The sequence below is a fragment of the Rhizobium sp. YTUHZ045 genome (assembly GCF_051124255.1).
Classification (GTDB): domain Bacteria; phylum Pseudomonadota; class Alphaproteobacteria; order Rhizobiales; family Rhizobiaceae; genus Rhizobium.
The window spans coordinates 269,808-285,085 of record NZ_CP101435.1; the positions used below are offsets into that span (position 1 = coordinate 269,808).

5 protein-coding genes and 1 pseudogene are annotated in these 15,278 nt (G+C 59.6%); all 6 read left to right on the forward strand.

The window, feature by feature from the left end; genetic code table 11:
• Positions 1-721 precede the first annotated feature (721 nt).
• The 6 genes and pseudogenes from NMA58_RS30790 (at position 722) to istB (NMA58_RS30815) (ending at position 15,000) form a co-directional block, all read left to right on the forward strand.
• The gene (locus tag NMA58_RS30790; protein ID WP_416068730.1) at positions 722-9,856 is read left to right on the forward strand and encodes a shikimate kinase; all 9,135 of its coding nucleotides are present in this window, start codon (positions 722-724) and stop codon (positions 9,854-9,856) included.
• Positions 9,857-10,630: 774 nt separating this feature from the next.
• Complete coding sequence (gene istA, locus NMA58_RS30795; protein ID WP_434714930.1) at positions 10,631-12,142, forward strand: IS21 family transposase; 1,512 nt, start codon at positions 10,631-10,633, stop codon at positions 12,140-12,142.
• A gap of 12 nt (positions 12,143-12,154) precedes the next feature.
• Positions 12,155-12,910 (forward strand): IS21-like element helper ATPase IstB, encoded by a 756-nt coding sequence (gene istB, locus NMA58_RS30800; RefSeq protein ID WP_416068576.1) that lies wholly within the window; start codon positions 12,155-12,157, stop codon positions 12,908-12,910.
• Positions 12,911-13,113: 203 nt separating this feature from the next.
• Positions 13,114-13,263, forward strand: a complete 150-nt coding sequence (locus tag NMA58_RS30805; RefSeq protein WP_416068774.1) for a transposase — start codon at positions 13,114-13,116, stop codon at positions 13,261-13,263.
• 10 nt (positions 13,264-13,273) lie between these two features.
• Positions 13,274-14,209: pseudogene (istA, locus tag NMA58_RS30810) on the forward strand (IS21 family transposase); the annotation flags it as partial.
• Positions 14,209-15,000 carry an IS21-like element ISSme2 family helper ATPase IstB gene (gene istB / locus NMA58_RS30815; RefSeq protein WP_416068713.1) on the forward strand — a complete coding sequence of 264 codons (792 nt, stop codon included), beginning with the start codon at positions 14,209-14,211 and terminating at the stop codon, positions 14,998-15,000. The pseudogene istA (NMA58_RS30810) and the gene istB (NMA58_RS30815), both read left to right, overlap by 1 nt.
• Positions 15,001-15,278 lie beyond the last annotated feature (278 nt).

Consider the following 15,278-nt stretch of genomic DNA (forward strand, 5'->3'; position numbering starts at 1 on the left):
TACGGCGTGAGTCGAGACTCGGAGCACGCGCGCCGGAAAGTTCGGCAGCTTCCCGGCCTGGCTGTGCGTGGCGGTCACTCCGATCGATCTCGTGGTGAAACTCGCGCCGCAGGCAGTGCAACTTCCAGAGCGTCCGCTGGCCTAAACCCGCTCAGGCGGGATGGGATGGGATATTGGCGATGAGATTTACGTGTGCATCTGGGCGATTGCACATGTCAGCCAAACCCTGGCCAACGAGCGCTGAACGACACCAGCCCGCAAAATGATAGGCACGGCATTTTCGCCGTTTCGGAGATGGAATATGACGGTCATTGGCCCACCTGGGAACTCGCGTGTTAGGAATGCTGGGGCCGACAATATTTCGGGATCAAGCAGTTCGCGCTCGCAATCAGGCCCTCCCCTGCCGGAGGGCCGCGAAAAGTTCAATTCCATCCTGGAGGTGATGCACTCTGGGTCTCAAGGCACAGGTGCGTCCTGCGCACGCACTGCCGACGAAGACCCTGGGGAGAGGTCGTCCGGCCCTTCCGCGGGCGCACGGCGAGTGCTGGCCGCTGTTGTTCGAGCAACCGCGCTGACAAGAGCAGGCGCCGTGCGGCGGCGCCGTCTTCCCTCAGTCCCGGAGGGTGATGCCACAGTTCTAGTCGCTGACCAGCCATCCAACTCGTACATGGCAGTCCCGCTTTGTATAACCGCCGGACAAATCAAGGCAGAAGATCAACAGATGAAAGGCTTGCTTGCAGAATTTGAGTCTAGCCGCCTTGAAGCTAGCCTAACCGCCAACCGAGGCCCTACCCTGGAGGAGAAGCAAGAGGCGCTCGATCGAATCGTCGATGCAGGCTCAACAGTTCTGGAATATCACGCGAGTCTGGCCCCAGGGAGCGATAGCATTCTGTCCAATGATCATGCGCGTCTAACCCGGGATCTGGTGCTCGATGCGGCATCGGAATGCATGGAACTCGCCAAGGACGGCATGCAATTGCTAGAGATTCGTAACAAGGCGCGCGCCGTGCTCGCCTTGGTCCTCCGATCCAACCCTGGCCCCGCCAAGCTGAGCCAAGCGGTTTCCAGTGTGGCAAGGCACTATATAGCTTGCGTGGAGTTTTGGGAAAAGAAGACATGGCGCGCGGAACGCATCCAGTTAGCCTATGCCGTCACTGCCAACCTACCAAATACAAATGCCGAGATCCAGCAGGCCGAAGAGGCCAAATTGCGACTGCATACCGGCTCGACACTGATGTCGAGGTTCATGGTTCTGCAATCGCGGATCGAGCTGGCGCAGTTGTTAATTGAGCCACGAGCGAGCAGTTTCCAAGCGCCACTGAGGGAAATGCTTATCGGTGAGAACGGGCGAGTACCGCTGTTGGATGCCCTCAGCGCCTCAGTTTTGCCGGCGGTGCATCGGACGCGCGGCGCTCTTCAGGCCAAGGCAGGGCGCCCACTCGACTCGATAGACTGCTCCGTTCTGCAAGGCGTCATGCAAAGGCTTTTGGATTTTGCATCGGCGTTGCCCGACTTGCTTGGCAGGCTAAGCGATGACCGAACAGGTGCCGACCTCCCGTTGGAATTGTTGGGTCAGATAGCGGAAGGCGCGCGAGGCACTGCGGACCAGGTCCTGCAACTCTTGGACCTGCAGCCAACGAGATCATCCATCAGCGAATGGCCGGCTGCCGCTGTGACTGCGACCGACACTACCGGCCAGGCTGTGACGGAGAGGGCTGCACCGGCCGAAGGCACTTCGACCCGCAGGAAGGGGAAAAGCAGGCGCAAGCCCTCCGCTGGCGCCCCAAGTTCGGCCCCCGGGCGACCGGAACCGCAAGTCGTTTCGGGCAAGAGCGGCACGGCGCAAGCAACCGAGGTTCTCTCCCTTGGCAACAGTTCATCGGGCCCCTCCATTAGTCCACATCGAATTGCGGACGCTGCGCCCCGTGCAGGCATTACCGCGGGGCGTGTTCTTCCCTCGTTGTCGGTTGATGGAGTGCGAGCTCGAGAAAAAAGCTTCGTGGGCGAACCCCGGCCCGGCGATCAAGGACCCGGAACATCGCAACCGGACGCGCTCCCAACTGGTAGCCAGACTGTGGGCATTGGGGAAGCTGGATCAAGCAGCTCGCCCCCGCAATCAAGTCACGACGTTGGACAGAGCAGCCAATCGTCCGATGTCGGCGTGCAGCGGACGCTCGCTGGCTCCCAGTATAAACGAATGTCCTATGCTCGCGTTGTGCTAGGGGCCGACGAAGCCCTTGGCGGCAAATCCGCCGATTCATCCATAGGTCCCGCCCGAGCCCTCACGACTCCGCGACGGGCAGCCAGTGGGCCTCAACATCATTCTACCCAAGGTCCGCAAGGCGAAGTAACGGCCAGGGAAAAAAAGTCTTTGCGTTTTCATGAGAACTGGCGGCTCCGCGATCCAAAGCCGAGTCGCTCGCAACCAGACACGCTCCCACCTCAGGAGCAAAGCGAGCCCAGGCCAGCGGCAGGAGCGGGACGGCGGCGTTTCGACAATGTAGCCGCACAGAGCTACAACGAAGCACTACTTAATGACGCTTTACATGAGATTTCCTTCGCTCCCGGCATCACTGAATTCTCGTGCGCTGTGGTGAAATACGACAAGAGTCTGCAAGGCCAGGCACATCATGCAACATTCCTCCAAAGGGCCGCTTCCGAGTTCACTCGTCAATTTATTCCAAGATGGGAGCAAGATGTCCGCGTCCGCAATACCTGGGGGTACGCCACCTCCTGCAACTCGATCAGCCGGGAAACTGGCGGTCAGGCAGGCATGGAAGCTTGCCGCGCCATGGCAGCTCAGGTGTCGAGACTCGGCAGCGCGCTGAAAGACGTTGAAAGTAAAACGCTTTCACTGTTCGTATTGTCTTTCAGTCGCTATCCCCGAGTAGCGGAATGTCGCAATGGAATGATTGGTATCGCCAAGGTTTTTCATGAGCAACGCGGAGCGCTTTCGGAGCTCAACGGTCAAAGTCTGGCACTGCTGGTCAACGGCTTTAGCAAATGGCCGGAACACGAGAACGCTCGTAAAGCCGCGATAGCAGTTGCCGCCGAGATTCGCCGCCGCCCCGCCGGGCTGTCTGATTTTGGTCCGCAGAACTTGGCTAACGTTGTGAACGGTTTGAGCAAGTGGCCGCAAGAGGCGGAGTGTTGCGGCACTATCAATGCAATCGCCGATAAGGTCTGTCACCGCGCCGATAAAGACGCCAATCTATCCGGGTTTAATCCGCAGGCTCTGGCAAACCTGGTGAACGGCTTCAGCAAAGCGCCGGAACTGGTACACTCATGCCAAGCAACCGTCGTCATAGCCGATGCGGTCTGTCGCCGCGCCGATAAAGACGCCGATCTATCCGGGTTTCATCCGCAGGATCTGGCGAACCTGGTAAACGGCTTCAGCAAGTGGCCCGAGGACTGCCGCGGAGCTATCGCTGCGATCGCGCGTGCGGTGCCTTGCGCCGCCGGTGAGCTGTCGTGTTTCATTGGGCAGGATCTGGCGAACCTGGTGAACGGCTTCAGCAAGTTGCAGGCGGCGGAGTGCTCACGCGCTTCCGTCGCAATTGCCAGTGAGGTCTGTCACCGCGCAAGCCGCCCCGAGGTCGGGCTCTCTGATTTCAATCCGCAGCATCTGGCGAACCTGGTGAACGGCTTCAGCAAATTGCAGGCGGCGGAGTGCTCACGCGCTGCCGTCGCAATTGCCGGTGAGGTCTGTCATCGCGCCAGCCGCCGCGAGGTCTGGCTTTCTGATTTTGATGGGCAGCATCTGGCGAACCTGGTGAACGGCTTCAGTAAATGGCCGCAAGAGGAGAATTTGGGTCACGCCACCAACATCGTCGCTGACGAGGTGCTTCGCTGCGCCGACCAGCTGCCTATGTTTGATGCGCACCACCTGGCGAGCCTGGTGAACGGCTTCAGCAGGTGGCCGCAATCGGAAAACTCCTATCAAGCCACAGTTGCGGTCGCAGGTGCCGTGGTTAGCCGCCCCGGGCGCCTGCAGGGATTCACTGGGCAGGATTTGGCGAACCTGGTGAACGGCTTCAGCAAGTGGCCCGAGGACTGCCGCGGAGCTATAGCCGCGATCGCGCGGGCGGTGGCTCGCGCCGCCGGCGAGCTGTCGGGATTTAATGAGCTAGATCTGGCGAATCTGGTAAACGGCTTCAGCAAGTGGCCCGAGGACTGCCGCGGCGCCATCGTTGCGGTCGCGCGTCAGGTCGGTGGCCGGGCCGACCAGCTGCCTGTGTTTGGTCCGCAGGCACTGGCGAACCTGGTGAACGGCTTCAGCAAGTGGCCTGACGAGGCTGGCTGCTGCGACGCCGTCGTTGCCATCGCTGCGGAGGTGGTCAGTCGCGCCAGCCCCAGCGACCTGCTGCCTGGATTCGATCCGCAGGCACTTGCGAACCTGGTGAACGGCTTCAGCAAGTGGCCGCAAGAGGAGAAATCACGCCAGGCCGCCGCGGTAATCGCCGGCGAGGTAATTCGCAGCGCTAACCAGCTCCCTGATTTTACATCGCAGCACCTTGCGAACCTGGTGAACGGCTTCAGCAAGTGGCCGCAAGAGGAGAAATCACGCCAGGCCGCCGCGGTGATTGCCGGCGAGGTGATTCGCGACGCCGATCGGCTCTCTGGTTTTAGCTCGCAGCAGCTGGCAAATCTGCTCAACGGCTTCGACAGGTGTGCGGAAGAGGAGGCATGCAGCCAGGCGGTTTTGGAGATCGCCCGCAGACTTGGCCCGGCCGGTCGACCATACCGTCATTTTACGACGCACGGGCTCTCCAGTATCGCCAACAGTTTGGCGCGTGGGGTTATGAGGAGAGAGGACGCCGGAGAGATCGCAGAGGCCGCGCTGCTGAAAGATCGACTACACAAACTGGCTCATTATCTTCATTATGCGAGCGATCGCATCGGCGAGGCCGACGCGGTGGCCGTCACGAGCATCTTGAAGGCGTTGGCCAAGGCCCAGTTGCATGACGATCTTAGCTTGCTCGCAGCCCCTGGAATAAATCGACTGAGGCAATTGCATCAGGCCCCTGGCTTTGCCGTTGAGAACAACCTCGAAATTATGGGAAACATTTGCGCCGTTCTGCTGCCGCTGGCGCGCAGCCCGCGCAAGCAGCTGCGTTGGCACCGAAGGCAGGCTTTGAACTTGCTTAATGATATCCAACCTATCGTGGAGCACAAGATCGAGGCCCATCTCAGGGCAAGCAATGCCGAGCGGAACCGGGGGCCGAACTCGACACGCCGTCCCGCGCTGTCGATTTATCAAGTGCTCAAGGCCCGTGCGAACCTGGCAACATTGCTGCGGCGGCCGTATGTTGAGGGCAGCAAGTCTGATTTGCGTGTGAGGCGCGACGAGCTGCAGTCCAAGACCAAGGAAATCCTGGACAGCACGCGCGAGCTCATCGAAAGCGACCTTTCCAGCATGAGTTGGAACTTGATCGCGCAAATCGAGGCTGAACGTCCGATCGATGCGCTCGACACGTTCGTGGCGCAGAATGCCGCGACGGTCCAAGCCCAACATTCGGCGTCCGTCTTCGACGTCCATCAGGTTCTGCGAGCCATGGACCATGAACCAAAAGCGCCGCAGGGTGAGGCGGGATTGATGCGATTGCCGGTAGTCGACATGCAGGGCCGGCAACTGGCCACGGACCCCGAGACGCGCTATTCGATCTTTCATCGCCTGACCTCGGGGGCAGTGAAGATGGTTGCGGTGCAACTGCCAGGAAAGCCGAGCCCGTTTATGCTGGCACGCATGTTAACCGTCGAGGGCGTGCCATACCGCATGGATCTGTTCGGCGGAAGCAAGTTAAAGCCGCCGCGAAAAACCCTTTCCCAGATCGCGGCCAAACTTCCAGGTCGGGGGGAACCAGAGCCTTCCGGCGGGAAGCTGCTGGCGATTCCCTATGCCGAAACCGCACCAGGCACTTCCTTTGAGAAGCTGTCGCGCGCCTGGGCACCTTTCAAAGAGGCATATTATTACACTCAGCGCCGGGGTTTTGCCGCGCCGCCGGCTCTCAAGGACTTAGGTCCTCACGATTATGCGCTGGAAGGCACATTCAAACTGTCGTTGCTGCCGGACCGCCCTGCCAGTGAACATCCCTTCAAGCTAACTGGACGGGAAGGCCCGATTGCGTTGCGACCGCATGACGGCTGCGGCTTCATCAAGGCTTCGCTGGCCACTCGTATGAAGGCTGTTCGCCTGGCCGGTGGGCAGGAAGGTGCTGCTCGGGTGCCTGCGTTTGGTGAAGGAAGGAGATCGTCCCTGCCTGCCACGGCGCTGCAACATTATCCGCGAAGCGAGATGGTGGCAAATGAGGTGCGAGAGAAAGCTAAGATTTGGCTCGATAGTCGACAGGGGCAACGACTGACGGCCGAGGAGTTGTTTCGAACCCTGACTAGCGGACATATCGACGGTCCCGGCGCGATTGCGGTACCGTCCGGTGATGAATGTCTCCATGTGCCGACGCTCAAAAGCGAGACCTTGACGGGGACGAACGGCGTGCTGATCGGGCGCTCGCCGTACGATAAGCCCAACCTGCGGCCAATCGCCACCGACCTGGTCAGGTCAGCCGCTGGTGGGGACCCGACAGCAGTGTTCCTAGGCGCGTGTGTGGCCATGCAATACAGCTTTAATGTCGCCCAGAAATCGGGCGAGGAACTCGCGGCCGACGATCCGACTTTCTTTGCTAAAGGCATTCTGATCGTCGTGCCGGACAAGATGTGGCCGGCGAACTACGCCGATCGTGCGCTGGTGATGTCTGCGGAGGACGTTAAGTGCCATTCGCAGTGGACGACAGGCAAGGACCGCGTCAAGGAGGATACGGCACTCGACTGCCTCGGCGTCCTGCAGGCCACCGAGGTGTTTGCCCCGGGGTCGTTGATCGCCGTGCCGACCGGTGAACAGAAAAAACTTGACGGTGACTTCGACGGCGACACCGTCATCATCATCGGGGACCGGCCGCAGCTTTATGAGCATGTGCGTGAATTCGATGAAAAGGAGCAAGCTCTCGGACTTCCATCCCTTAAGCCGCCAAAGTCGCATACCCCAGCACTTGACGGCGACACCTACCAGTTTGGTCGCGCCAGCCAGATTCTCGCTGCCACCCAGGATGTCTTGGAAACTTACAGCGGTCTACAGCGAAACTTTCTGGCTCAGTCTCATGAATCACGGCGCTGGTTTGCGGAGCGAGCCATCTTTGGCACCTACGAGGGCGTCCACCATGAACTCCGACGCGACATTGGTCAGTTGCTAGGCCGGGAAGAGGTGAGCGGCCAGGATATCGAGAACCTGTTTGCGAGAGCGCGGCGCGAGATCGAGATCGCTCAACATCCGGTTGCTCGCGAAATGGCCGAGTTGCTCGTTGCCGACCTTGAAGCATGGGCAGAGGGGCATGAGGTGGAGCCAATTCCCGAGACAGTCGAACACGCGGAGGGCATCGAAAGAACGACGCTCAGCGCAGCTGTCTCGGATCTTCTCCCGGATTTGGCGGATGCCTATCCGGCAACTTCTCAACCAAGAGACCGCATCCGGGCTTTGATCGACAACTATCCGGCGCGGATCGATCCTCGCCCGGACGGTTACAATCCGGATGACCTGGTGCAAAGCGCAAACAACCTCCTGAGCCTCGGAATCAAGGTCGGCACCGACGCCTACAAATCCAATACTGGCGCTCAGCTGTTTTCGAAGAAGAGCCGGGACCTTCAGCGGCTGCTGCATACAACGCCTGGCTTGAGGTCCGTGCCATACGTCAAGAGCCTGGCAACGTCTCTCAACCATGGAAGTTTTGACTTCAGGGCAGCCTTGAAGGATCTGGAGGACAATCCCACGCTGACGGCTTCAGTCATGCAAACCTCGATCAGTCTCGCTGTGGACGAGCGCATCTTGCGCGAGCCCTCGGGCTTACCGCCCGCAGCAGCGAATTCCGATGAGACGATTACGCTGACCCGCGAGGAGGCCTCAGAGCACGCTAGAAGTGAGGTTGCCCGCGCAATGAAAGAAGAGGGCAAAATCACCGCAGCGGCACTCAACGTCGCTGCGAGCCTCAGAAAAATGGGCATTCAGGTGAAAATGCCTCATTTGGAGCGCCGGCTGAGATCGGAACGCTCCATACGAGAGCAGCTCGCCGGAACGAGCGTTTCATCCGACAGCACCCAACAGCTGATCAGCAGTGCGGTACGCCACGTCTTCGAAATTCCTGACAAGGATTTTACACGTGCCTTCAAGGCAGCCATTCTGGCGTTCGAGGAGCAGGATTATACCGAAATCGAGGTGACCAACTGGTTCAAGTTCGAGCGTCCCGCTTATCTCGGCATCCACGCGGTACTTGCCACAGCAGCAGGCTATCGCTTCCAGATGGAGTTCCACACCCCGGCCAGCTACAGCGCCAAAGTTGACAACCACGATACTTATAAAGAGCTGCAGCAGCTGAAGCGCCGCGATGCGCCTGAGAAGACAGAGGAACTCGAGCAGAAGGTAATGGAGAGCTACAAGGCCGTTAGCAGACCCGATGACGTGCTGAGCATAACACACTGGAGCGATGGTAAGGGTAGCGTCGCAGTAGCTGGATTGCGAGCTGCGGGACAATCAAGAAAGTCGGAGATCGCCAGGCCACCGGAGGCTACGGACATTGTCGCTGCCCTCGGCGGGCGGCCGATCGTGCTCGTCGGAATGTCGGGCGCTGGCAAATCCACTATTGGCCCAGGTCTCGCGGGTCGGTTGGGGCTGCCCTTCATTGATACCGACAGAAGAATCGAGCAGAAAATCGGCAAATCGATATCGGAGATCTTTAGGGAGCACGGCGAGGATTATTTCAGGAGGTTGGAGGCAGGTGAGATCGCGAAGTTGCTCGAGGCCGGGACAGGGGTGATCGCGACCGGCGGCGCCGCGGTCTTGAATGAGCAGACCCGACACCTCATCGGCAGCAAAGGGCTCTCGATCTGGTTAGATACCGACCTAGACGCAATCCGAAAGCGAACAAGAAATGACCCCAAACGCCCCCTGCTGCAAGGCCCCGATCCGGACCAGAAGCTCGCCCGGCTGATGAGCGAGCGCCGGCCGCTCTATCAACAAGCCAACCTCAGGTTTGTCCCACCCCACAGAAACGATCGAAAAAACGCAGACCCATGCTTGAAGGCGCTCCACACGTACCTGTGCGCGCCCAACGCAGACCGCAGCCCCCCAGGTACCGCATTGCGCGACGATATCCATTCTGGGCCGACGCCGACGCCCCCCACCTTCGAGGCTCGGATCGGGAGGTCCGATGCGCCAGCTTCGAAACGCTCGGAGGCGTCGGTGCTCGGGACCACCGAGTGGCTGAGCGATGCCCATATTCAGAGGGATTACGATTTCCTCGAGCAGCAGCTGCAGGGGATCGATCCAACGCTTGCCGCCAGCGTAAGGCTGGTGGATCCGTCGGTATCCCATCTGCTGCGCCACATGGAGCTGCAACACGCGCGAGGCATGCTGCGGTCGATCTATAATCGAAACGCCGCCCCGGCCGACTTCCTGTTCCTTCCAGTGAACAATGGCGCTCTTGATGGCCGCGGCACCCATTGGTCGCTGCTGCTCGTCGATCGCCGCGATCCGGAGCGGCAGGTCGCCTATCATTACGACTCCCTCCAGCAAAGAAGATACAACGATGAGGCCGCAACACAGCTGGCAGAACGGCTGGACGCCACCTTGGCGCCAGCCCGCATGGCCGCACAGCCGAACGACTACGATTGCGGCGTCTTTGTCGTGGACGGCACGCGGGCGTTGGTCAAGCGATTGGTGGACGGGGAGCGGCCAGCCCACGAGCCACTGCACCTCGACACCCTCATCGCCGATCGGCAGGCGCTGCAAAGCCGACTGACGAGGTATTGATACGTATGCTGGAAACATGCACACCAAGCCAGTCGAATTTGCAAACCCTGGTCTTTGCGACAGGATTGAACGAAGCAGCCGCTGGCGCCAGTCGCGCCGAGCTAAGGGCAGTCGAATGAGCCAAGATCTGCCAGCAATCATGCGGTGTTTCGTTCACAGCACCAGAGCAAGCAAACCAGTGCAGTAGCGAGCGGTACATCGACTGAGCTGGTCGGCGAAGGGTAAGCGGCAAGGAGACCCCGTCTGGCGTAGGGGGTTGGCTGTCGGATATCGATAGCGCACGTTGTGAGCCGATGTGAGCTTCTATGTCTGCACCTAGTTCTGGAACTAGAACCTTCCACATGATCGAAGCTGTCGCCGAGCGCCTCGAGGGTGCGCCACGGCAGCTTCGCCGACGGTGGTCGGATGAGTTCAAATCGCAGGTGGTGGCCGAGGCGCTGTAAGCGGTGTCTTGACCCCACCTTCCGGATCAGTGCGCGAATGTTGATGTTGTCGCCGAATGAGGCTTCGACATATGACGATTACAGGGTTTACGCATGGCACCAGTGAAGATGTGCCGTTGCAGCGGTTTGAGGTTTTCTGCGGATTCCGACGTGAAGCCGGCCGCCAATCCGACCAAAGACCGGCCACCATTCCGATTTGAAGCCGGCCACCATTCCAATCAAAATCCGGCCAGTTTTCGACACTGAAGATACCCCCTGGGTCAGCAACTTTGGCATCAATCACCTCGCGATGAACGAGGACATTTTGATGCCGGCAAAGAGAAGGCTGACCATGAGACAATTAAGACAAATGCTTCGGCTTGCCGGAAGCGGGACGAGCTCCCGCGAGATCGCCGTCGTATTGGGAATAGCCCGCAGTACGGTGCAGGATAATCTTCAGCGCGCAGCAGCAGTTGGGTTGAGCTGGCCCCTACCGGGGGAACTGACCGATGACGCGCTCGAGAACAAGCTCTTTGCGCGCAATGGCGTCAAACAGGGCACGAGACGACGCGTCGAACCCAACTGGGCCGAGCTTGCCGTCGAGCTCAAGAAGCCCGGCGTCACCCTGCTTATCCTCTGGGAGGAGTATCGTGGGTCGCATCCAGAGGGTTACGGCTACAGTCGCTTTTGTGAGTTCTTCCGTGGCTTTGAGCAACGGCTTTCGCCGACGATGCGCCAGGAGCATGCGGCCGGCGACAAGGTCTTCGTCGACTATTCCGGCAAGAAGATTCCGATCGTTGATCGCAAGACCGGCGAGATCCGCGAAGCGGAGATATTCGTGGCGGTGCTGGGCGCGTCTAGCTTCACCTATGCGGAGGCGACCTGGACGCAAACACTGCCGGACTGGATCGGCTCACATGTCCGGATGTTCCGCTTCTTTGACGGCGTTCCCCGGCTGATCGTTCCCGACAATCTGAAGTCAGGCGTCAGTCGCGCCAGTTTCTATGATCCCGAGATCAACCGCAGCTACGGCATGATGGCTTCTCACTATGGCGTCGGCGTTCTTCCAGCACGGCCACGAAAGCCCAGGGACAAATCTAAAGTTGAGAACGGGGTCCGTTTTGCCCAATCGTGCATCTTAGGGCGTCTGCGCAATCACACGTTCTTCTCGCTTGCTGAGGCTAATGCTGCCATTGGCCAGGCACTCGATCGCATCAATGATCATGTCATGCGCCGGCTCGGCGTCAGTCGCCGGCAGCTGTTTGAGAGTGTCGAGCGCGCCGCGCTCGCCAATCTTCCCGGTGAAGACTACGAATTCGCCGAATGGCGTTTGGTCCGCGTGTCGACCGATTATCACGTCGAGTTCAAGACCTTCCTCTATTCCGTACCGCATGGCCTCATTCGCCAGCAGGTTGATTTGAGAGCGACGGCACGCACCATCGAGATCTTCCACCGCGGCAAGCGCGTCGCCGTTCATCAGCGGCGGTATGGCGGCACTCGGCATGGAACCGACCCGGATCATATGCCCAGTTCCCATCGGCGATATGCCGAGTGGACACCCGATCGCTTTCGGCGCTGGGCTGCATCCATTGGGCCGCAGACCGAAGGTTTGATCACTGCTGTTCTTGCCAGTCGTCCGCATCCTGAACAGGGCTTTCGAACATGCCTGGGCATTCTGCGCCTGTTTCGCGATATCACGCGAGATCGGGCCGAGGCGGTGTCAGCTCGCGCTGTCGAGATCGGCGGTCTGAACTGCAAGAGCATCGCCTCGCTCCTGGCCAACCACAGGGCCGCGCGCCATTCCACCGAACCGACGGCCATCGTTGATCACGCAAATCTGCGTGGCCCCGACTACTTTCATTGAGGAGACAAACCAATGCTGAGCAATCCCACCATCGACATGCTGCGCGAACTCGGCCTTTACGGCATGGCAACAGCCTTCCAGGAGCTTGACGCACAATCCGAAGCCCGCGGTCTTGAGCATGGAGAATGGCTTTCCATACTGCTCGAACGGGAGGCCACCATGCGCCGACAGAAGCGCTTCGAAGCCCGTGCCAGGGCCGCCAAACTACGCCATGATGCACAGATCGAGAATGCCGACTTTCGGGCCGCTCGCGGCCTCGATCGCAACCTGTTCATGGCGCTTGCCGGCTGCGACTGGATCAGAAAGCATCACAGTCTCCTCGTCACTGGGCCAGCCGGCGTCGGCAAAAGCTGGCTTGCCTGCGCGCTTGGTCACAAAGCATGCCGCGAAGACTTCTCCGTCGCCTATCACCGGGTTCCTCGGCTGTTCGCCACGCTCGCACTTGCAAGAGGCGACGGGCGATACGGCAGGATCCTCAAATCCTTGGCCAAGACCGACCTGCTGATCCTTGATGACTGGGGACCGGAAAAACTCAACGATGATCAGCGGCGCGATCTCCTCGAGATCATCGAAGACCGCTACGAGCGGCGCTCGACGATCATCACCAGTCAGGTGCCCCTGGATCGCTGGTACGAAATCATCGCAAACCCAACGCTTGCCGATGCCATCCTGGATCGCCTCGTTCACAACGCCTATCGCATCGATCTCACCGGCGAAAGCATGCGAAAACAGCGCTCGCCAGTCGCACCCGAAAACACCAAAGCTTGACCTGAAACGAAACCAGATCCAAACATCAGACAGACCCAGGATCAGTCCGAGAAATGGCCGCCTTCAAATCGGAACGCCGGCCGGAATGAAATCGGAATGACTGGCCGGCTTCAAATCGGAATCGATGGCCGGCTTCGTCGGAATACGCAGTTTTCACCGGAACAGGGCGTCGCGGCGACTGGAGCGACGAGGAGAAGGACCGCATTGTCGCCGAGAGTTATAGCGGCGAGATGTCGGTCAGTGCTGTTGCGCGTCGGCATGGATTGCCGCCCGGCCAATTGTTTACCTGGCGCCCAGGTGCGAAGTCAGGCGAAGCAAGAAGCACCGCCTATGTTTGTGCCAGCGGTAATTGATCGTCCGGCAGAGCTACCCCCAACGCTGAGAAAGACGGCGAGAAGCTCTCGTCCAATAGCGGCAATCGAGCTGGAAGTCGGTGGCGCGATCGTCAGGATCGCATCGGGTACGGACCGCGCAACCATTCGCATCCACGTTTTTGTCGGGACACTAAGTTATTCGCGGCGTTCGCACACCCGCGTATCGCTACGCGAGCGTCAGACGGATTGGTTCGAGGGGATGGAAGGCGCCTTCTTACGGTTCGGCGGAGTAACGGCAGAAGTGCTGATCGATAATGCGAAGGCGCTCGTCGAGCACCATGATCGTGTGACACGGGAGGTAAGATTCAACCCGCGTCTGCATGCTTTCGCACGGTACTGGGGGTTCATGCCGCGGGCCTGCGCACCCTATCGGGCACGTACGAAAGGCAAGGACGAGCGGGGTGTCGGCTTCGTCAAGAAGAACGCCATTGCCGGCCGCCGCTTTGAAAGCTGGGCTGCATTCGAGGCACATCTGGATCGGTGGACGCGTGAGGTTGCTGATCAGCGTGAACACGGGATCACCGGCATAAAACCGGCTGATCGTTTTGCTGAAGAGGCGAAGGCGTTAAGCCCATTGGCCGGCCGGGCACCATTTGGACAGTTGCGCGATTTGGTCCGCAAGGTTCAGTCGGATTGTGCCGTTGACCTCGATACAAACAGCTATTCGGTCCCTTGGCGCCTGATCGGTGAGAGTGTCCAGGTGGTGGTCTTGGCTGGCCGTGTCATTATACGGCATGCCGGCTAAGTGGTCGCCGACCATGCCGTTTGCGAGGGACGACGACAACGGATTGTGGACCGAGCGCATTTTGTCGGCGTTGCCGGCGCCGAGGGTCTCGTGCGAGCCGCTGCACCGATCGAGCGTTCGCCCCCCAGCCTCTTGCGTCCGCTTGCGGAATACGAGGCAGTTGTTGGAGGGGGCTGGTGATGGCGAATGTTGATCATGACCTGTTGATCGCGACGCTCGATCGGTTGAAGCTTACGGCGATCCGCGACCAGCTCGACACTCTGCTGAACGAAGCAGCTCGTTCAAAGATGAACCTGCGCGAGGCGCTGGCTTTCCTTGTATCGCGCGAGATTGCCCGGCGCGACGAGCGACGAATATCGATGTCGAGCAAACTGGCGCAATTCCCGTTCGTTCGGGAATTGGATGGCTTCGACTTTGAGGCGCAGCCATCACTGGATCAGGGCCAGATCCGGGAGCTCGCGACCTGCCGCTGGATTGCCCATGGCGACACGGTGCTATTCCTTGGGCCGCCGGGCACAGGCAAGACCCACTTGGCCGTGAGCCTTGGCCGGGAAGCCATCCGTCAAAACTACAACGTCCAATTTGTCACGCCGGCGACGCTGGTGGCAATGCTGGCGAAGGCCCATAGCGACGGCTCACTCGATAAGCAGTTGACCATCCTGTCGCGACCGAAGCTGCTGATTATTGACGAGCTGGGTTACCTGCCCTTCGAGGCCAACGCCGCCCATCTGTTCTTCCAACTGGTGTCCCGCCGTTACGAAAAGGGCTCGATCCTGATCACCTCGAGCCGTTCTGTAGGGGAATGGGGAAGCGTATTTGGCGACCCTGTCGTGGCAACGGCGATATTGGACCGTCTGCTTCACCACTCGACCGTGATCACTATCCGCGGCGACAGCTATCGACTGCGCTTGAAACCAATGAAACTGCAAATCAATGAGGGGGTCAGTTCTTCAATTCTTCGCTTCGCTTGACAGAAACTCGATCACAGATCCAGCAACAGCGGGCAACGTGGGATCAAAACACCGGTTACGGTCAACCTTGGCGAAGTCGTCTCGATCATCGGACCCTCTGGTTAAGGCAAGACAACGCTCATCCGCTCCCTCAACGGTTTTGAGACGCTCGAACACGGAGTCGCCTATCTCGAAGAAAAGCCGTTTCTTGCCGGGACGCGGGAGAAGCTTACAAAGACCATCCGGCATGACAGCAGCGACGCCGGTGCTGAATCGAATATTGGCTCTCGAAAGAATTG